The 18,024-nt window shown below is 64.4% G+C and carries 18 protein-coding genes; 11 read left to right on the top strand and 7 right to left on the bottom strand.

Annotated elements, in window-relative coordinates; genetic code table 11:
• Positions 1–16: 16 nt before the first annotated feature.
• Positions 17–1,117 (bottom strand): Gfo/Idh/MocA family protein, encoded by a 1,101-nt coding sequence (locus AC2FM3_RS08670; RefSeq protein WP_496680668.1) that lies wholly within the window; start codon positions 1,115–1,117, stop codon positions 17–19.
• Between the two features lie 13 nt (positions 1,118–1,130).
• Positions 1,131–1,841: a GntR family transcriptional regulator gene (locus AC2FM3_RS08665; protein WP_496680666.1), complete on the bottom strand. Its 711-nt coding sequence runs from the start codon at positions 1,839–1,841 to the stop codon at positions 1,131–1,133.
• Between the two features lie 104 nt (positions 1,842–1,945).
• On the opposite strand from AC2FM3_RS08665, the gene AC2FM3_RS08660 reads away from it, so the two are divergent.
• The 6 genes from AC2FM3_RS08660 to AC2FM3_RS08635 are packed head-to-tail and all read left to right on the top strand — an operon-like array spanning position 1,946 to position 7,522.
• The gene (locus AC2FM3_RS08660; protein WP_496680664.1) at positions 1,946–3,100 is read left to right on the top strand and encodes an LLM class flavin-dependent oxidoreductase; all 1,155 of its coding nucleotides are present in this window, start codon (positions 1,946–1,948) and stop codon (positions 3,098–3,100) included.
• The gene (locus tag AC2FM3_RS08655) at positions 3,100–3,990 is read left to right on the top strand and encodes an aldo/keto reductase (RefSeq protein ID WP_496680662.1); all 891 of its coding nucleotides are present in this window, start codon (positions 3,100–3,102) and stop codon (positions 3,988–3,990) included. The genes AC2FM3_RS08660 and AC2FM3_RS08655 overlap by 1 nt, the downstream gene beginning before the upstream one ends.
• On the top strand, positions 3,987–4,505 hold the full coding sequence (locus AC2FM3_RS08650) for a flavin reductase family protein (RefSeq protein WP_496680661.1): 519 nt from the start codon (positions 3,987–3,989) through the stop codon (positions 4,503–4,505). The genes AC2FM3_RS08655 and AC2FM3_RS08650 overlap by 4 nt, the downstream gene beginning before the upstream one ends.
• Before the next feature lie 52 nt (positions 4,506–4,557).
• On the top strand, positions 4,558–5,145 hold the full coding sequence (locus AC2FM3_RS08645) for a TRAP transporter small permease (RefSeq protein ID WP_496680659.1): 588 nt from the start codon (positions 4,558–4,560) through the stop codon (positions 5,143–5,145).
• A complete protein-coding gene (locus AC2FM3_RS08640) occupies positions 5,146–6,435 on the top strand; it encodes a TRAP transporter large permease (RefSeq protein WP_093964183.1) in 1,290 nt (429 codons plus the stop codon). It begins immediately after the preceding gene.
• Between the two features lie 25 nt (positions 6,436–6,460).
• Entirely contained in the window at positions 6,461–7,522 is a 1,062-nt protein-coding gene (locus AC2FM3_RS08635; protein ID WP_496680656.1) for a TRAP transporter substrate-binding protein, read from the top strand.
• Positions 7,523–7,562: 40 nt separating this feature from the next.
• Here AC2FM3_RS08635 and AC2FM3_RS08630 read toward each other — a convergent pair whose 3' ends face one another.
• A complete protein-coding gene (locus AC2FM3_RS08630; protein WP_496680654.1) occupies positions 7,563–8,033 on the bottom strand; it encodes a tetratricopeptide repeat protein in 471 nt (156 codons plus the stop codon).
• Between the two features lie 6 nt (positions 8,034–8,039).
• Here AC2FM3_RS08630 and AC2FM3_RS08625 point away from each other — a divergent pair, with 6 nt between their 5' ends.
• Positions 8,040–9,320, top strand: a complete 1,281-nt coding sequence (locus AC2FM3_RS08625) for a cytochrome-c peroxidase (protein ID WP_496680652.1) — start codon at positions 8,040–8,042, stop codon at positions 9,318–9,320.
• A gap of 39 nt (positions 9,321–9,359) precedes the next feature.
• Here AC2FM3_RS08625 and gcvP read toward each other — a convergent pair whose 3' ends face one another.
• The 3 genes from gcvP to gcvT form a co-directional block, all read right to left on the bottom strand.
• Positions 9,360–12,215 (bottom strand): aminomethyl-transferring glycine dehydrogenase, encoded by a 2,856-nt coding sequence (gene gcvP / locus AC2FM3_RS08620; RefSeq protein ID WP_496680650.1) that lies wholly within the window; start codon positions 12,213–12,215, stop codon positions 9,360–9,362.
• 143 nt (positions 12,216–12,358) lie between these two features.
• Positions 12,359–12,724: a glycine cleavage system protein GcvH gene (gcvH, locus tag AC2FM3_RS08615; protein WP_496680648.1), complete on the bottom strand. Its 366-nt coding sequence runs from the start codon at positions 12,722–12,724 to the stop codon at positions 12,359–12,361.
• Between the two features lie 18 nt (positions 12,725–12,742).
• Positions 12,743–13,840 carry a glycine cleavage system aminomethyltransferase GcvT gene (gcvT, locus tag AC2FM3_RS08610; RefSeq protein WP_496680646.1) on the bottom strand — a complete coding sequence of 366 codons (1,098 nt, stop codon included), beginning with the start codon at positions 13,838–13,840 and terminating at the stop codon, positions 12,743–12,745.
• A 366-nt stretch (positions 13,841–14,206) separates the two neighbouring features.
• On the opposite strand from gcvT, the gene AC2FM3_RS08605 reads away from it, so the two are divergent.
• From AC2FM3_RS08605 to AC2FM3_RS08590, 4 genes are read left to right on the top strand one after another with little or no spacing between them, the layout of a single operon-like run.
• A complete protein-coding gene (locus tag AC2FM3_RS08605; RefSeq protein ID WP_496680644.1) occupies positions 14,207–14,857 on the top strand; it encodes a histidine phosphatase family protein in 651 nt (216 codons plus the stop codon).
• A 24-nt stretch (positions 14,858–14,881) separates the two neighbouring features.
• Positions 14,882–15,499, top strand: coding sequence for a glutathione S-transferase family protein (locus AC2FM3_RS08600; RefSeq protein ID WP_496680641.1), 618 nt, complete (start codon positions 14,882–14,884; stop codon positions 15,497–15,499).
• A gap of 12 nt (positions 15,500–15,511) precedes the next feature.
• Positions 15,512–16,567, top strand: a complete 1,056-nt coding sequence (locus AC2FM3_RS08595; protein ID WP_496680639.1) for a saccharopine dehydrogenase — start codon at positions 15,512–15,514, stop codon at positions 16,565–16,567.
• A 3-nt stretch (positions 16,568–16,570) separates the two neighbouring features.
• Positions 16,571–17,713: a saccharopine dehydrogenase family protein gene (locus AC2FM3_RS08590; protein ID WP_496680637.1), complete on the top strand. Its 1,143-nt coding sequence runs from the start codon at positions 16,571–16,573 to the stop codon at positions 17,711–17,713.
• Between the two features lie 82 nt (positions 17,714–17,795).
• Here the strand turns inward: AC2FM3_RS08590 and AC2FM3_RS08585 are convergent, their stop codons facing one another.
• Complete coding sequence (locus AC2FM3_RS08585) at positions 17,796–17,999, bottom strand: hypothetical protein (RefSeq protein WP_496680635.1); 204 nt, start codon at positions 17,997–17,999, stop codon at positions 17,796–17,798.
• Positions 18,000–18,024: the final 25 nt, after the last annotated feature.

Here is an 18,024-nt window from a genome sequence, read left to right as displayed (position 1 = left end):
CACCCGCAGAAAGACCTCAGCGATCCAGCCAGATGGTTTCACCCGTGGCCAGAGATTGCTGTGCCGCCAGCCCCATGCGCACGGCCCACATGCCGTCGGTCAGGCTGACATCCGGGGCGTCGCGCTCACCGCGCACCAGCGCCAGAAAGCCCTGGTGCTGATAGAAGGTCGAGCCGTTGTGGTCGCCCGCCGCCAGCAGGCGCGGATCGACGGGAATGTCGCGGGCGATCGGACCTTTGGGGTCGCGCGGGCTGACGATGAGCTGCGGCACCGGCGGCTCGCCCAGATGTTCGGGCCAGAACCGGCCCGGCCCGGGGACCAGCGCCTCGATCTTGGCCTTGGGGCCGACGACCGAGATTTCCTCCTGATACCGCGCGCCCTCGGCGAACATGCAAAGTTCCAGCATCGCCCGCGCACCCGAGGCGAAATCGACGATGACATAGCCGTGGTCGAGGATGTCAGGCGTTTCGCCGTCATAGGTTTCGTCCAGATGGTTCACGGCCTGACCGCCGCTGGCGCTGATGCGCACTGGGTCGGATTGCAGGATCAGGCGCATCAGGTCGAAGAAATGACAGCATTTCTCGACGAAGGTGCCGCCCGTGTTGCGGTTGAACCGGTTCCAGTTGCCGACCTTTTCGAGGAACGGAAAGCGGTGTTCGCGGATGCTCAGCATCTTGACCCCGCCGCTGGTGTCCTGCGCCTCGGCGATCAGGGCGGCGATGGGCGGCATATAGCGGTACTCCATCGCCACCCAGATCGGACAGGGATAGCTGCGCTCGATCTCGGCCAGACGGGCCGCATCGTCGGGGTTGGTGAACAGCGGCTTCTCCACCAACAGCGGCAAGGGACGCGTTTCGGCGATCTGGGCGATCTGATCCACATGCAGATGGTTGGGGCTGGCGATGACGAGGCAGTCCAGCGCCTCGACCGCCAGCAGGTCCTGCACCGAAGCCATCATCCGGGCCCCCGGCGCAATCGCCTGCGCGGCGCGCGCCATCTCGGGGTCGGGCTCGAAAATGGCGGCCACTTGCGTGCCCTCCAGCAGGGCGATGTTGTGCAGGTGTTCCTGCCCCATCATGCCACATCCGATCAGCCCGTAATTGATGGTCCGGGTCATGCGCGTTTCCTCGTCATTTCAGTCGTTGGACGTAAGTTGCCCGGTCCGGGTCGAACCAGGTTTTCGAAAACTCGACGGGTTCAGGCCGTTCCGACCAGCTGAACCGCTCGATGTAACCGACGGTCTCGCCCGCCGGCCGGGTGAAGTTCGCAGGGGTCCAGTCGGGCAGCCGCCCGACCGAAACCCGATCCTCGGCGCGGGTGATCCAGAACCCAAGCTGCTGCTGGTAATAGCGATAGAGCGAGTCCGACAGCAGCCGCCGGTCGATCAGACCGGCTGATTCGTCCAGCCAGATCTCCTCGACCGCGATGATTGTGTCATTCAGATAGCGCATCCGCCGCACGCGCGACCCGCGCCGTGAGGTGCCGAAATCGGGCAGGTCGGCGGGCTTGTCCAAGTGATCGACCGACAGGATGTCGGCGCGCGGCAGGCCGCCGCCCTCGGGCAGCTCCAGCCGGAACATGGCATAGACGCTGTTCTGGGACCCAGTCTCGCGCACGTAGTTGCCCGAGCCCTGGATCCGCTCGAGCATCCCCTTTTTTTCCAGCTCGGCGAGCGATTTTCGCAGCGTTCCGACCGAGACGTTCAGCTGCGCCGCCATGTCCCGCTCGGGCGGCAGACGCTCGCCATCGATCAGCCGGCCGGCGGCGATGTCGCGGATCAGCAGCTCGGCGATCTGCACATAGATCGGCAGGGCGTTGGGGTTTCTGGTGGATGGGGGCACGCGGGCGCTTCACTTGGTCGCAGAAAAAATTGATACACTATTGATCTACATCAATGTGGTTGCTACGCAAGAGAAAAGTTGAGCCCGGCAGGAGAGAGAATCAGATGACGATCGTCCCCATCACATCCCCCGATCTGGATGCGGCCGAGGTTTCGTGGTTCGCGGCGCTGTGCTCGGACGATTATCAGTTTCTCGGTGTGCCCGACGGCGATCTGCGCTCCAGCTGGGAACATTGCTCGGGCATCGTGAAAGAGGCCGAGGCGCAGGGCTTCCGCAACATCCTGTGCCCGTCCTCGTATCAGGTGGGGCAGGACACGCTAAGTTTCGTGGCCGGCTGCGCCCCGATCACAGAAAAGATCAACCTTTTGGCCGCCGTGCGCTGCGGCGAGATGCAGCCGATCATGCTGGCACGCACGATCGCGACGCTGGATCACATGCTGAAGGGGCGGCTGACGGTCAACATCATCTCGTCGGATTTTCCGGGCGAAAAGGCCGAGAGCAGCTATCGCTACCAGCGCTCGCGCGAGGTGGTCGAGATTTTGAAACAGGCCTGGACGCAGGATGAGATCAATTATCAGGGTCAGGTCTACAATTTCTCGGGCCTGACGACCGATCCGGCCAAACCCTATCAGATCGGCGGGCCGCTGCTGTATTTCGGGGGCTATTCGCCCGATGCGCTGAAGCTGTGCGGCCAGCATTGCGACGTATATCTGATGTGGCCCGAAACCAAGGACCAGCTGGCCGAGCGGATGAAGGCCGTACACGCGGTGGCCGACGAGTACGGCCGCACGCTGGATTATGGCCTTCGGGTACACATGATCGTGCGCGACACCGAGGCCGAGGCCAAGGAATATGCCGACTATATCGTGTCGAAACTGGATGACGAATACGGCCGCGCAATCCGCGAACGGGCGCTGGACGCCACCTCACTAGGTGTTTCGCATCAGGCCAGGAACCGCGAGCTGGCGGACAAATACGGCTATGTCGAGCCGGGCCTGTGGACGGGCGTCGGCCGGGCGCGGTCAGGCTGCGGCGCGGCGCTGGTGGGGTCGACAGACCAGGTGCTGTCGAAGATCGAAGAGTATCAGAAGATGGGCATCCGCGCCTTCATCTTCTCGGGATATCCGCATATGGACGAGGCCCGCCATTTCGGCGCCCGTGTGATGCCACATCTGAAAACCTGCTCCCTTCCCGAAGCCTATGGAAGGGTCCCTGCTGACACCCCGGCGACGCCGCTGGGCAACGGAGTTCGTCGTTGATGCAACGTATCAAGCTTTCTGACACCCTGGAGCTGAGCCGCCTTGTCTATGGCATGTGGCGGCTGGGCGATGACAGCGATACCTCGGCCGCGCATGTGGCGGCCAAGATCCACGCCTGTCTGGATCAGGGCATCACCAGTTTCGATCAGGCCGACATCTATGGCGACTATGGCGCCGAGGCGATTCTGGGCAGCGCCCTGCGCGCCAATCCCGGCCTGCGGGATCGGATGGAGATCGTCACCAAATGCGACATCGTCGCCCCCTGCGGGCGCTATGCGGATGCCAAGGTGAAATACTATGACACCTCGCGCGCGCACATCCTGAAATCGGTCGACACCTCGCTGCGGGAAATGGCGATCGACCATATCGACCTGCTGCTGATCCACCGCCCCGACCCGTTCATGGACCACCATGAAACCGGCGCTGCGCTGGATGAGGTCGTGGCTAGCGGCAAGGTCCGCGCGGTGGGCGTGTCGAATTTCCGCCCCTGGGACTGGCAGCTGCTGCAATCGGCCATGAAGACCCCGCTGGCGACCAACCAGATCGAGATTTCTCTGGGCGCGATCGCCCCGTTCACCAATGGCGATCTGGCGTTTCACCAGCAGCACGGCCACCCGGTGATGGCGTGGTCGCCGCTGGGCGGCGGAGCGCTGATGGCGGGCAATCCTCCGGTTGGCGTCGTCGCGGATGAGATCGGCGCGCAGTTCGGCGTCGACCGTGCCGCGGTGGCCGTGGCCTTCCTGCTGGCCCATCCGGCCGGCATCCTGCCGGTTCTGGGCACCAACAGCCTGGACCGCATCAAGCGCATCTCGGACGCCCTGAAAGTCAATCTGGATCGTGAAGCCTGGTTCCGCCTCTACGAGGCGGCGCTGGGGCATGAGGTACCATGATGAACGCATTTTCGAACGACATGGCGCGCACCTTCATTCCGCACAAGGACGACACCCGCACCCTGCGGGACGCTTTCGGCCGGTTCGCCACCGGCGTCACCGTCGTGACCTGCGACAGCCCCGACGGGCCGGTCTGCATCACGGCCAACAGCTTTTCCTCGCTGTCGCTGGACCCGCCTTTGGTGATGTGGGCCGGAGACCGGAATTCGCGCCGGTTCCCCTATTTCCGCGCGGCCCGGCATTTCAGCATTCACGTGCTGTCGGCCGACCAGGCCGAGCTGTGCTTTGGCTGCTCGAAAGACGCCTTTGCCCTGCGTGACATCGACCACGACCGCTGCGAAAACGGTACGCCGCTGCTGCGCGGATGCCTGGCGCGGTTCGAATGTGAACAACATGCGTATCACGATGCGGGCGATCACGTTATCGTGGTGGGCAAGGTCTTGCGAGCCAGCATGGCGGACGGAGACGCGCTGACCTTTTACGCCGGCAAGCTCGGCCAATTCGCGCACCAATAAGCGCGGGACACGGTCGCGGGCCAAACCCGCGGCCTGAACAGGGAGGATCCGCATGGGCGGATTGACATCGGTGCTTGCGCCGATTGCATTCGTGAACGAAACCGCGCTGCGTCTGGGCCGCGCGGTTGGCGTCGTTGCGATCGCCCTCATGGTGATCGCGATCCTGATTCAGGTGTTCTTCCGATACGTTCTGGGCAACGCCCTGCCCTGGCCCGACGAGGCGGCGCGGTTCTGCATGTTGTGGATGACCGGCCTGATGGCACCCACCGCCTTTCGGCGCGGCGGGTTCGTGGCCATCGACATGCTGGTCCGCTTTCTGCCCCGCGTACCCGGCCAGTTGCTGAACCTGTTTCTGCTGCTGCTCAGCCTGACGGTTCTGGTGGTCGCCGTGCGCATCGGCTGGTCCGAGGTCACGGGCTTTGGCGGGCGTTTCGCCACCGCCGCGCTGTACCTGCCCACCTCGTTTGGCTTTGACGAATGGTACCGGATCCCGCGCAGCTGGATGATGGCATCCCTTCTGGTGGGTGTGATCCTGCTGCTGTCGGTCAACATCGAACTGATCCTGCGCTCGATCATCACCATGCTTGGCGGCGGTGACCTGCTGCCCGAGATCCCCGAAGCCGCCGTGGGGGCCGAATAGATGCTGGTCTGGTTCCTGCCCGTCTTTCTGGTGTTTCTGCTGATCGGCCTGCCGGTCTTTTTCGCGCTGCTGGCCGCGCCCGGCCTGCTGCTGTGGCTGAACGGCCAGACCAACGACATCACACTGCTGTATCGCAACGTCTACAACGGGATGGACAGCTTTCCGTTGATGGCCATCCCCTTCTTCATGCTGGCCGGAGAGCTGATGAACCGCGGCGGCATCACCATCCGTCTGGTCGAGTTCAGCCAGGCCCTGATGGGGCACTTGCGCGGCGGGCTGGCGCATGTGAATGTGCTCAGCTCGATCCTGTTCGCGGGGCTGTCGGGCTCTGCGGTGGCCGATACCTCGGCGCTAGGATCGATGCTGATCCCGGCGATGGAGAAGCAGGGCTATACCCGCAAGTTTGCCGCAGCGATCACCGCAGCGAGTTCGGTCATCGGACCGATCATCCCGCCCTCGGGGATCATGATCATCTATGCCTATGTCATGGGCGAAAGCGTCGCGGCCCTGTTTCTGGCCGGCATCGTGCCGGGCGTCATGGTGGGCATCGGCCTGATGCTGATGATCAAGGTCATGGCGAACCGCTATGATTTCCCGGTGGCCAGCCGCAAATACACCTGGCCCGAGCGCGGTCAGGCCAGCCTCAAGGCGTTTTTCCCGCTGATGACGCCGGTGATCATCCTGGGCGGCATCCTGGGCGGCATCTTCACCCCGACCGAGGCCGCCGCCGTTGCCGTGGGTTATGCCTTCATCATCGGGTTTTTCGTGCTGCGCACGCTGACCTTGAAAGAGGTGCCCGAAGTCCTCAGCAATGCGGGCATGACCTCGGCCGTGGTGCTGCTGTTGGTGGGGGCGGCGATGGCGTTCAAGACCGTGGTCAGCCTCAGCCACGCGCCCGAGCAACTGGCCGCGCTGATCCTCGGACTGTCGGAAAACCCGCTGATCCTGCTGTTCCTGATCAACCTGCTGCTGTTCGTCGTGGGCATGTTCCTGGATGCAGGCCCGGCGATCATCATCTTGGGTCCGATCCTGGGCCCGATCTTCACCAGCCTGGGGGTCGACCCGATCCATTTCGCCATCATCATGAGCGTCAACCTGACCGTTGGCCTGGCCACGCCGCCCATGGGGCTGGTGCTTTTCGTGGCCGCCGCCGTGTCACGCGAAAGGGTGGAAACCATCGCCAAGGCGATCCTGCCGTTCCTGGCCGTCGAAATCGCAGTGATCTTCCTGATCACCTATGTCCCCGCAATATCCATGACGATCCCGCGTTTGACGGGATTTGCAAACTAGACTGAGTACCACAGGGAGGAAACGCATGCTCAGAACATTCTTCAAAACCGCAGCACTGGCCACGTCGCTGGTGGCGGCCTCGGCGCTGGCGGCCTCGGCGGCCGACTACACGCTGCGCGCTACTGCCAACTCGAACGAAAACGACGAGGACTATGACGGCCTGGTCGTGTTCAAGAACTTCGTCGAGAACGCCTCGAACGGCGCGATCGAGGTCGAACTGTTCATCGGCACGCAGCTGTGCTCGAACGGCGCCGAATGCCTGCAGGGCGTGGCAGACGGCACCATCGACATCTACATCTCGACCTCGGGCGGGGCCTCGGGCATCTTCCCTTACGTGCAGGTTCTGGACCTGCCCTATCTGATGGCCGACGACCGCATCGCCGAGCGGGTACTGTCGGGTGATTTCACCCGCAAGATGCGCGAAATGGCGCTGGAAGATTCGGGCGGCGCGATCCGCCTGATGACCATCGGCAACACCGGCGGCTGGCGCAACTTCGCCAACACCAAGCGCCGCGTGACCCAGCCGTCCGACATGGACGGGCTGAAGATCCGCACCGTGGTCGCAGACCTGCCGCAGGAACTGGTCAAGGCCCTGGGCGCCTCGCCCACCCCTATCCCGTGGCCGGAACTGTTCACCAGCTTCCAGACCGGTGTGGTTGACGGCTCGAAGAACGGCATCACCGACATCATGGGCATGAAATTCCCCGATGCCGGCCTGCAATATGTCACGCTGGACGGGCACGCCTATATGGGTGCGCTGTGGTGGATGAACAACGCCAAGTTCCAGGAAATGCCGGAAGATCTGCGCCGTGTCGTCGTCGATGGGTTCTATGCGCTGCAGCAGGCCACCTTTGCCTCGCCCAAGCGCAAGTCGATCCAGGCCTACGAGGATTTCGTGGCCGGTGGCGGCGACCTGTACGTGCCGACCCCCGAAGAAAAAGAGGCGTTCAAGCAGGCCGCGACCCCGGTCTATGACTGGTTCCAGCAGAACGTCGCGCGCGGGGACGAGATCTATGCCGCGCTGACCGCGGCCGTGGCCGAGGCCGAGGCCGAGATCAACGCGGAACGCGCCGCCGACCTGAACTGATACAGTTCGGGCCGGGATGTCGCGTCATCCCGGCCCGCCCTTACCGAAAGGGGTACATCCACCCCTTGTAGTCATTGACCAGCACATGGGCCTTTTCGATCTGTTCGGGCGTCATCTTTTTGACCACCTCTTCCAGGCTGATCGCCGCATCGGGGTCGCCGCCGATGGCGCTGAGCGTATACCACATGTAGGCCCGCACCAGATCGGGCGCAGGCAGGCCCAGGCCCAGCTCGTAATACCATCCGACACCCGATTGCGCGCCCGGATGCCCCTTCATCGAGGCACGCAGATACCATTCGAACGCGCGCTCGTAGTCCTGCTTAACCCCAAGGCCAAGGCCGTACATCACGCCGATCAGCTCCTCGGCCTCGGCGTTGCCCGACCGGGCCGCCGGCAGAAGCTGTTCGCGCGCGGCGGCAAACTTGCCCGCCTCCATCAGGTCGCGGGCCTGTTCCAGTTCGGCCCAAACGGGCGTGGCGGCAAGACAAAGGGCAAGCACAAGCTGGCGCATGGTGCGGTGGGTCTCCTGTTTTGCGGGGCGGCCTGGGCGCAGGACCTGCCCGCGCCACTGACCGATGACGACTTTCTGTTCTTTGATAGGGAACAGGCCGCGATCGGTCATCAGCTATTTTATGACCCGATCCTGTCTGGCAACCGCAACATCAGCTGCGCCCATTGCCACCACCCCGATTTCGGCACCTCCGACGGCCTGTCGCTTGGCATCGGCGAGGGCGGCGAGGGTCTTGGCCCCGACCGCACACCCGGCACCGGGGCGGACCGCATCCGCAAACGCATCCCGCGCAACGCGCCGGGCCTATGGAACCTGGGCGCGCGCGACATCCACACGATGTTCCATGACGGGCGGCTCAGCCTGTCGGACGTCTATGGCAACGGGTTCAACTCGCCCGCGCAGGAATGGCTGCCCGAAGGGCTGAACTCGCTGCTGGCCGCGCAGGCGCTGTTTCCGCTGACCGCTCAGTTCGAAATGGCCGGGAACGTGGCCGAGAACGAGGTCACCGGCGCCGTGCATGACCGGATCGACAAGGGCTGGCCGATTCTGGCCAAGCGGGTGCGGACCGACCCCAAATACGGCCCGGCGATGGTGGCCGCCTTTGACGACGTGGACAGCACCGAGGACATAACCATCACCCATGTCGCCAACGCTCTGGCCGCTTTCATGGCCATCGAATGGCGCAGCACCGACAGCCCGTTCGACCAGTACCTGGCCGGAGACGAGACCGCCCTGACCCCCGATCAGAAGGCCGGGATGCGGCTGTTCTACGGCAAGGCGCGGTGCGCCACCTGCCATTCGGGGCCGCTGCTGTCGGATCAGAAATTCCACGCGCTGGCCCTGCCGCCATTCGGCCCGGGCCGCACCCGGCAATGGGACGCCTATGCCCGCGACGTGGGCCGCATGGGCGAAAGCGACCGGCTGGAGGACGCCTACCGGTTCCGCACGCCCATGCTGCGCAACGTGGCGCTGACCGCACCCTATGGCCACAACGGCGCCTTTCCCGACCTCGAAGGGATCATCCGCCATCACCTGAACCCGGCAACCAGCCTGTCGCGCTGGACAACCGATCAGGCCGCGCTGCCCAAGGCGCCGTGGCTGGAACAGACCGATTTCATCGTCTGGCAGGACCGGTTCGAGATGGCGCGCCAACGCGCCAAGGTCGACATCACGCCAGTTGCTCTGAGCGACGATGAGATCGCGCAACTGGTGGTGTTCCTGCACGCCCTGACCGGGATGAGCGTGGACGCGCCGCCCTTTGGCGTGCCCGCGGACTTCAAGCCCTAGGAAAAACCCCCGCCGGATCGGGCGGGGGTTTCAGGTTTTTTATTCGGCGGCTTCCTCGTACGCTTCCATGGGCGGGCATGTGCAGACAAGGTTCCGGTCCCCGTACGCGTTGTCGACACGGTTGACAGGCGACCAGTATTTGTCGACGCCCATCGACCCCGGCGGGAAGCAGGCCTGTTCGCGGGTGTAGGGTCGGTCCCACTCGCCCACCAGGTCGCGCACCGTGTGGGGGGCGTTCTTCAGCGGGTTGTTCTCGGGGTCGATCTTGCCGTCGATCACGTCCTGCGCCTCGGCGCGGATCGACAGCATGGCGTCGCAGAAGCGGTCCAGCTCGTCCTTGGGTTCCGATTCCGTCGGTTCGACCATCAGCGTGCCGGCCACCGGCCAGGACATGGTCGGCGCGTGGAAGCCGCTGTCGATCAGCCGCTTGGCCACGTCATCGACAGTGATGTTGCCGGCCTCGGCCAGCGGGCGGGTGTCGAGGATGCATTCATGCGCCACCCGGCCGGACTCGGAGGTGTATAGGATCGGATAGGCCTCCTGCAGACGCGCGGCGATGTAGTTGGCGTTCAGGATCGCAACCTTGGTCGCCTGGGTCAGACCCGCGCCGCCCATCAGCAGCACATAGGCCCAGCTGACCGGCAGGATCGAGGGCGAGCCGAAGGGCGCCGCCGAGACCGGCCCCACGGCGGTGCCGTATTCCGGGTGGCCCGGCAGGTAGGGCTCCAGATGCGCCTTGACGCCGATCGGGCCCATGCCGGGGCCGCCCCCGCCATGCGGGATGCAGAAGGTCTTGTGCAGGTTCAGGTGGCTGACGTCGCCGCCGATGTCGCCGGGGCGCGACAGGCCCACCATGGCGTTCATGTTGGCCCCGTCGATATAGACCTGCCCGCCGTGGTCATGGGTGATCTGACAGACTTCCTGCACGGTTTCCTCGAACACGCCGTGGGTCGAGGGATAGGTGATCATGCAGCCGGCCAGGTTTTCCGAGTGCTTCTCGGCCTTCTCGCGGAAGTCGGTCAGGTCGATGTTGCCCTTCGCGTCCGCCTTCACCGGCACCACCTGCCAGCCGACCATCTGGGCCGAGGCCGGGTTGGTACCATGCGCCGAGGTCGGGATCAGGCAGACATTGCGGTGCCCCTGCCCGTTGGCGATGTGATAGTTGCGGATCGTCAGCAGGCCCGCATATTCGCCTTGCGCGCCCGAGTTGGGCTGCTGGCTGATCGCGTCATAGCCGGTGATCTGGCACAGCTTGTCGTTCAGATCGGCGATCATCTCGTGATAGCCCTGCGCCTGATCTTCCGGAACGAACGGGTGCATATTGGCGAACTCGGGCCAAGTGACCGGGATCATCTCGATCGTCGCGTTCAGCTTCATGGTGCAGCTGCCCAGCGGGATCATCGCCCGGTCCAGCGCCAGGTCGCGGTCGGCCAGACGGCGCATGTAGCGGGTCATCTCGGCCTCGGCCCGGTTCTTGTGAAAGATCGGGTGGGTCAGGTAGGGCGTCTCGCGCAGCGCATAGTCCGGCAGGCGGTACTGCTTGTTCGAGCTGTCGTCCTTCTTGTCGATGCCAAAGGCACCCCAGACGGCCTCGATCGTCTCGGACCGGGTCTGTTCGTCGAGGCTGATGCCGACGCGGGTCTCGCCCACCTTGCGGAGGTTGACGCCGCGCGCCACGGCCGCCTCCATGACGGTCTTCTGCAGCGGGCCGACCTCGACGGTGATGGTGTCGAAGAACACCTCGGGTTCGACCTTGAAGCCGTGCTCTTCCAGCCCGGCCGCGAGGCGCGAGGTCTTGCGGTGCACCGACTGCGCGATCGCCTTGATCCCGTCGGGGCCGTGGTACACGGCATACATCGAGGCGATCACCGCCAGCAGCGCCTGCGCGGTGCAGACGTTCGAATTGGCCTTCTCGCGGCGGATGTGCTGTTCGCGGGTCTGCAGCGCCAGGCGATAGGCCTTGTTGCCGCGGCTATCGATGCTGACGCCGATGATCCGGCCCGGCATCGCGCGCTTGAGTTTGTCGGTGGTGGCCATGTAGGCGGCGTGCGGGCCGCCATAGCCCATCGGCACGCCGAAGCGCTGGGTCGAGCCCACGGCGATATCGGCGCCCATTTCGCCCGGGGATTTCAGCAGCGCCAGCGACAGGATGTCGGCGGCGACGATGGCGATCGCGTTGTGTTCATGCAGCGCCGCAATCTCCTTGGTGAAGTCGCGCACGTGGCCATAGGTGCCCGGATACTGGAAGATCGCGCCAAAGACCGCGCCGGGATCCAGTTCGTCGGGATCGGCTACCTTGACGTCGATGCCCAGGGGCTCGGCCCGGGTCTTGATCACCGCGATGGTCTGCGGGTGGCAGTTGCGGTCAACGAAGAAGGCCGCGTTGTTGGCCTTGGACCGGCCCCCGCGCTTGGCCATCGCCATCGCCTCGGCCGCTGCGGTCGCCTCGTCCAACAGCGAGGCGTTGGCCACGTCCAGCCCGGTCAGGTCGCTGACCATGGTCTGGAAGTTCAACAGCGCCTCGAGCCGGCCCTGGCTGATCTCGGGCTGATAGGGCGTATAAGCGGTGTACCAGGCCGGGTTTTCCAGGATGTTGCGCAGGATCGGCGCAGGCGTGGTGGTGCCGTAATAGCCCTGACCGATCAGCGAGGTCAGAACCTTGTTCTTACCCGCCACTTTTTTCATGTGATAGAGCGCGTCGCGTTCCGTCATCGCCGGACCCCAGTCCAGCGGGTCTTTCTGCCGGATCGCCGGGGGGACGGTGGCGTCGATCAGATCGTCCAGCGTCTTGAAGCCGATTACCTTGAGCATGTCGCGCATCTCGGTCGGGCTGGGACCGATATGGCGGCGGTTGGCAAAGTCATAGGCTTCGTAGTCGGTCAGTTTGAAGGCCATTGCAGCGCTCCCATGGATAGGTCAGGCCCGGCGGAGACTGCGGGAGCCTCCGGCGGGGATATTTCTTGCCAGATGAAGGGCGGAGCCCAAATTCGGCGGTATATAAAAAATGATGGAGCCCCATGCCGGGACTCCGGTCGGGTTTACCCGATGAACGTCTTGTAGGCGGCCTCGTCCATCAGATCTTCCAGCTGCGCGGCATCGGTGATCTTGATCTTGTAGATCCACGCTTCGCCCTCGGGATCCTCGTTCAGCGCGCCCGGGTTGTCGGCCAGCGCTTCGTTCACCTCGAGGATCTCGCCATCGACCGGGGCATAGATCTCGGAGGCCGCCTTGACGGATTCGATCACCCCGATCTCGCCGTCCTTCTCGAACTCTTCACCCACCTCCTGCTGCTCGACGAAGACCACCTCGCCCAGCTGCTCGGCCGCGTGCTTGGTGATGCCCAGCGTGGCCGTGTCGCCCTCGACCGTCAGCCATTCATGTTCTTCGGAATAATAGGTTGCCATGATGTCTCTCTCCTGACTTCAACGCTTGTAATTCTGTTTGACGAAGGGCAGCGCCACGATCCGCGCCGGCTGCGCCTTGCCCCGGATGATCAGGCTCACCTGTTCGCCCGGCTCGGAGTGGCCAGCGGCGACATAGCCCATCGCAACCGGACCGCCGACCGTCGGGCCGAACCCGCCCGAGGTGATCTGACCGATCGTGTTGCCCTGAAGATCCTGCACCTCGACCCCCTGTCGCGCCGGGGCGCGGCCGTCGGGCTTGATCCCAACCAGCTTGCGCGTGGGGCCGGCGGCCAGCTCTTTCTGGATGCGTGCCGCGCCGGGAAAGCCGCCCTCTTCCTTGCGCCGCTTCTGGATCGCCCAGGCCAGGTTGGCCTCGATCGCCGAGGTGCTCTGGTCGATGTCATTGCCGTAAAGGCACAGCCCCGCCTCCAGCCGCAGGCTGTCGCGCGCGCCCAGGCCCGCCGGCTCGCAATCCTCATGCGCCAGCAGGGCGCGGGTGATCTCGATCGCCTTGTCCTCGGGGATCGAGATCTCGTAGCCGTCCTCGCCCGTGTAGCCCAGCCGCGAGATCCGGCATTCGACGCCGTTGATCGGGGCCACGGTGGTTTCCATGAACTTCAGATCGCGGGCGGCCGGGCACAGTGCGCCCACCACGTCCTCGGCTTTCGGGCCCTGAACCGCCACCAGCGCGCGGTCGAAGATCTCGATCACCTCGACCCCGTCCAGATGCGCGCGCATGTGCGGAATGTCCTGATCGCGCAGCGCCGCGTTCACCACCACGAAGAAATGATCGCCCGCGTTCGACACGATCAGGTCGTCCATGATCCCGCCGTCTTCGTTGGTGAAGAACCCATAGCGCGCCTTGCCCTCGGGCAGTGTCGCAAAAGCCTGCGGGCACAATGCCTCGAGCTTCTCGCCCACATTCTCACCCCGCAGGATCACCTGGCCCATGTGGCTCACGTCAAACAGCGCCGCCTTCTCGCGGCATTGCTTGTGCTCGCCCATGATCCCCAAAGGATACTGAACGGGCATCTCCCAGCCTGCAAAGTCAACCAGCTTGCCACCCAGTTCGACATGAAGAGCGTGCAGCGGCGTGCGGCGGAGCGTGTCTGTCATTTCAATGACCTTTCCTTGGATAAGACCGCAGGGGCTGTGTCACACCGGAAGGGAAGGCGGTCTCGACTCGATCCCATCCTAGCCCAATAACCGCGATGCATGACCCCCATTCCTGCGGGTGAGACCGGATCAGCGGTGGCGTCAATCGGGTGGCGGTCATTGCGGCCCAAATCGCGATGCAAGACAAGAGGTATACGGCCGCATACGGCAGCCAATGTTCCTATAGGAAACTTTTTTCCGTTAAGCAACACGCGAATTGATCCGGGCCGCCTGTGTCGTGATCGCGAGATTTACGGCCCTGCCGGTCGAACGCCTCTGGCCCCTTGCGGAAACCTGCCCTAAGACTTCGCAGCAAGAGGGACGCACATGTCATACATCACATTGGTTCGCCACGGACAGGCCAACACCGCCGCGCGCGATGAGGTCAACTACGACAAGCTCAGCCCGCTGGGCCATCAGCAGGCACGGTGGCTGGGTGCCTATCTGCAAGACACGCGGGCGCATTACCCGCGCGTGTTCTGCGGCACCTTGACCCGCCACCTGGAAACGGCGGCCAGCATGGGCTTGCCGGATCCGGTCCGTGACCCGCGCCTGAACGAAATCGAGTATTTCACCCTAGCCAAACTGTTCGAGGAACAGCACGGCGTAGCGATCCCGACCGACCGCGAGGGCTTTGTCCGGCACCTGCCGCAGACCTTCGAGGCCTGGGCGCGGGGCGATATCAAAGATGCGCCGGAAACCTTCGAACAGTTCGAAACCCGCGTCTCGGACGCTCTGCGAGAGATTCACGCCGGGGACGGGCCGGCCATCGTGGTGACCTCGGGCGGGTTGATCTCGATGGTGGTGCGGCAGGCGATGGGGCTGGACATTCCGGCGATGGCGCGGGTGGCCCTTGCCATCATGAACACGTCGTTGCATCGTCTGCACCCGATCGGGGCCGATCTGAGCCCCGTTCTGTTCAACGCGGTCCCGCATCTGGAAGCGCCCGACCGGCAGTTCGCCCAGACGCATCTGTAACCGCCCAACCCGACGGAGCCGCCGATGCAGCTGTACTATGCGCCCAACACCATATCGGTTGCGACCGCCATCACCTTGGAAGAGGCAGCGCTGGACTATCAGCCGGTCCGACTGGACTTCGCTTCGGGCGAGCAGACGACGGCGGCCTACAGGCAGATCAACCCCAAGGGGCGCGTGCCCGCGCTGGTGGTCGAGGGCGGCATTCTGACCGAAACCGGCGCCTTGATGGAATTCATTGCCGCCAAGGCCCCCGAGGCCGGGCTTGTCCCCGACGACCCGCTGCAGGCGGCGCGGATGCGTGAGGTGATGTATTACCTGGCCTCGACCATGCATGTGAACCATGCGCACAAGATGCGTGGGCACCGCTGGGCCGACAGGAATTCCAGCTGGAAGGACATGGCGGCCAAGGTGGCCCAGACCATGACCGCATCCTGCAAGTATGTCGAGACGAACGGCCTGCGCGGCCCGTTCGTGCTGGGCGAAAGGTTCAGCCTTGCCGACCCGTATCTTTACGTGGTGTGCAGCTGGCTCGAGGGGGATGGGGTCGATGTTTCGGCCTTTCCCAAGATCGTCGCGTTTCGCGACGCGATGGAGGCACGCGCATCCGTCAGGGCGGTTCGAGCCGCCGGGATGCTGGGATAACAGGAAGAACAGATGACACATCTCTGGGTCCGGGCCGAACAGCGCCCGAACGAGGAACGGGTGGGGCTGACGCCCGAGGGTGCGGCGCAACTGATCGACGCCGGCATCCGCGTGACGGTCGAGGAAAGCCATGTCCGCGCCATCCCGATCGACGGCTACCGCGCGGCGGGCTGCGAGATTGCGCCGGAAAACTCTTGGCCGGAGGCGCCGCTGGATGCGATCATCTTCGGCCTCAAGGAATTGCCCGAGGACGGCACGCCCCTGCCGCATCGCCACATCATGTTCGGTCATGCCTTCAAGGGCCAGCATTCGGGCCGAAAGCTGTTGGAGCGATTCAAGGCCGGCGGCGGTACGCTATATGACCTGGAATACCTCGTGGACGAGACCGGGCGGCGCGTCGCGGCCTTCGGCTATTGGGCCGGGTATGCCGGCGCGGCGGTGACGCTCAAGACCTGGGCGGCGCAGCAGCGCGGCGAGATCTGCGGCCTCGTCGGTGTCTATTCCGGCAAGGACGCGCTGAACGCCGAGCTGCTGGCCGAGCTGGACGCCACCGGCGCGCCCCGCCCCCGCGCCATCGTGATCGGCGCGCTGGGAAGGGTCGGCACCGGCGCGTCCGACCTGTGCGAGGCAATGGGGGTCGAGGTGACGAAATGGGACATGGCGGAAACCGCCCATGGCGGGCCGTTCCCCGAAATCCTCGAACACGACATCTTCCTCAACTGCATCTTCGCGCGGCCCGGCACCCCGGTTTTCGTTCCGCGCGAGGCGCTGAGTGCCCCGCGCCAGCTGACCGCCATCGGCGACGTGGCCTGCGACCCCGACAGCGACTACAACCCGGTGCCGGTCTATGACCGCGCCACCACTTGGGAAGAACCCGCCCTGCGCGTGGCCACCGACCCGGTGCTGGACGTGATGGCCATCGACAACCTGCCCTCGATGCTGCCTGTCGAAAGCTCGGAAGACTACGCCGCGCAGCTTCTGCCCTCGCTGCTTGCGCTGACCGACATCGAAAACGGGGTGTGGGGCCGGGCCAAGGCGACATTCGAAACTCACATGAAGGGGATCTGAGCCATGACGATTCATTGGTGCGGCACCGGCCTGTCGGCCATTCCCGGTCTGCGACGCCTGATCGAGGCCGGCCACAAAGTGACCGTCTGGAACCGGACCGTCGAAAAGGCCCGCGCCGAGGTCGGCGACCTGACCGACGACATCCGGGCCTTCGACATAGACGCCTTGGGCGCGGTGCTGGAAAAGGGCGACGTGATCGTCTCGATGCTGCCGGGCGACTGGCACGTGCCGCTGGCAGAACTGGCGATCGAGAAGGGCGCGCATTTTGTCTCGTCCTCCTACATCGCGCCCGAAATGCGCGCGCTCGACGACAAGGCCCGCGAGGCCGGCGTCGCACTGGTCAATGAGGTCGGGCTGGATCCGGGCATCGACCACCTGATGGCCCATGCGCTGGTCGACGATTACCGCGCCTCCGACGCCTTCGATCCGGAAAATCACCTGAGCTTCATTTCCTATTGCGGCGGCATCCCCAAGAACCCCAACCCGTTCCGCTACAAGTTCAGCTGGTCGCCCTTGGGCGTGCTCAAGGCGCTGCGCTCGCCCTCGCGGTCGATCCGCGACTATGCTCCGCTGGACGTGGCCCGGCCCTGGGACGCGATCAGCACCTATGTCGCGCCGTTGCCTACGCCCGAAAGTTTCGAGGTCTATCCGAACCGCGACTCGATCCCCTTCATGCAGCAGTACCATTTCGAGGAGCACTGGCCGGTAAAGGAATTCGTCCGCGGCACCCTTCGGCTGAACGGCTGGTCGGATGCGTGGTCGGACGTGTTCCGCGAAATCGAAACGCTGGAAGGCCCCGAGGGCGAAGCGCGGCTCAAGGAAATGTCCGACCAGTTCTGGGCCGAGAACGCCTATGAAGAGGGCGAGCCCGACCGCGTTGTGCTCTGCGTCGGCCTGAAGGCCGAGAAGGACGGCAGGCCGGTCTGGCACAAGACCTACGTGATGGACGCCTGGGGCGACGCGCGCGGCAGCGCCATGGCCCGCCTCGTCTCAATCCCGGTCTCGCTCGCGGTCGAGGCGGTTTTGAACCGCGCCATCCCCGCCGGAGTCCACGCCGCCCCCAGCGACCCGAAACTGGTCCAGGCCTGGATGGCCGAGATCGACAAGCTGGCGCAGCACCTGCAGGAGGTCGACCACCTGGCCTGAACCAACCAAAAAGCCATTCCGGACGCACCGGAATGGCTTTTTTTTCCGGCTGGACAAGACTGTCCGATCGTCGCCTAGGGCGTCAGATGTAGCGCTCGATCGTTTCCTCAAGATCGCTGCGGTTGATCCCCAACTCGGACAGATGATGATCGCTCAACGTATTCAAATGCTGAGCGGCACTTACGATATCGCCCTTGATCGCGTGAATGCGCATGGCTCTGTCAAACAATAACAAAGCGCTGGCGGTCGGCTCATGTCGGCTGGTCGGTATGACGCGGTCAAACATTTTCCCTTCCTCCCCGGATGGTTGC

The sequence above is a fragment of the Ruegeria sp. BHSB172 genome (assembly GCF_059613165.1).
Note: the sequence above shows the minus strand (reverse complement) of the source record. Positions and strands in the feature narration are given on the sequence as shown.

What these genes read in the sequence shown, in the direction of transcription:
- AC2FM3_RS08670 (WP_496680668.1), bottom strand. Translation starts at nt 1,117, where the DNA reads ATGACCCGGACCATCAATTACGGGCTGATCGGATGTGGCATGATGGGG.
- AC2FM3_RS08660 (WP_496680664.1), top strand. Translation starts at nt 1,946, where the DNA reads ATGACGATCGTCCCCATCACATCCCCCGATCTGGATGCGGCCGAGGTT.
- AC2FM3_RS08655 (WP_496680662.1), top strand. Translation starts at nt 3,100, where the DNA reads ATGCAACGTATCAAGCTTTCTGACACCCTGGAGCTGAGCCGCCTTGTC.
- AC2FM3_RS08650 (WP_496680661.1), top strand. Translation starts at nt 3,987, where the DNA reads ATGATGAACGCATTTTCGAACGACATGGCGCGCACCTTCATTCCGCAC.
- AC2FM3_RS08645 (WP_496680659.1), top strand. Translation starts at nt 4,558, where the DNA reads ATGGGCGGATTGACATCGGTGCTTGCGCCGATTGCATTCGTGAACGAA.
- AC2FM3_RS08640 (WP_093964183.1), top strand. Translation starts at nt 5,146, where the DNA reads ATGCTGGTCTGGTTCCTGCCCGTCTTTCTGGTGTTTCTGCTGATCGGC.
- AC2FM3_RS08635 (WP_496680656.1), top strand. Translation starts at nt 6,461, where the DNA reads ATGCTCAGAACATTCTTCAAAACCGCAGCACTGGCCACGTCGCTGGTG.
- AC2FM3_RS08630 (WP_496680654.1), bottom strand. Translation starts at nt 8,033, where the DNA reads ATGCGCCAGCTTGTGCTTGCCCTTTGTCTTGCCGCCACGCCCGTTTGG.
- gcvP (WP_496680650.1), bottom strand. Translation starts at nt 12,215, where the DNA reads ATGGCCTTCAAACTGACCGACTACGAAGCCTATGACTTTGCCAACCGC.
- gcvH (WP_496680648.1), bottom strand. Translation starts at nt 12,724, where the DNA reads ATGGCAACCTATTATTCCGAAGAACATGAATGGCTGACGGTCGAGGGC.
- gcvT (WP_496680646.1), bottom strand. Translation starts at nt 13,840, where the DNA reads ATGACAGACACGCTCCGCCGCACGCCGCTGCACGCTCTTCATGTCGAA.
- AC2FM3_RS08605 (WP_496680644.1), top strand. Translation starts at nt 14,207, where the DNA reads ATGTCATACATCACATTGGTTCGCCACGGACAGGCCAACACCGCCGCG.
- AC2FM3_RS08600 (WP_496680641.1), top strand. Translation starts at nt 14,882, where the DNA reads ATGCAGCTGTACTATGCGCCCAACACCATATCGGTTGCGACCGCCATC.
- AC2FM3_RS08595 (WP_496680639.1), top strand. Translation starts at nt 15,512, where the DNA reads ATGACACATCTCTGGGTCCGGGCCGAACAGCGCCCGAACGAGGAACGG.
- AC2FM3_RS08590 (WP_496680637.1), top strand. Translation starts at nt 16,571, where the DNA reads ATGACGATTCATTGGTGCGGCACCGGCCTGTCGGCCATTCCCGGTCTG.
- AC2FM3_RS08585 (WP_496680635.1), bottom strand. Translation starts at nt 17,999, where the DNA reads ATGTTTGACCGCGTCATACCGACCAGCCGACATGAGCCGACCGCCAGC.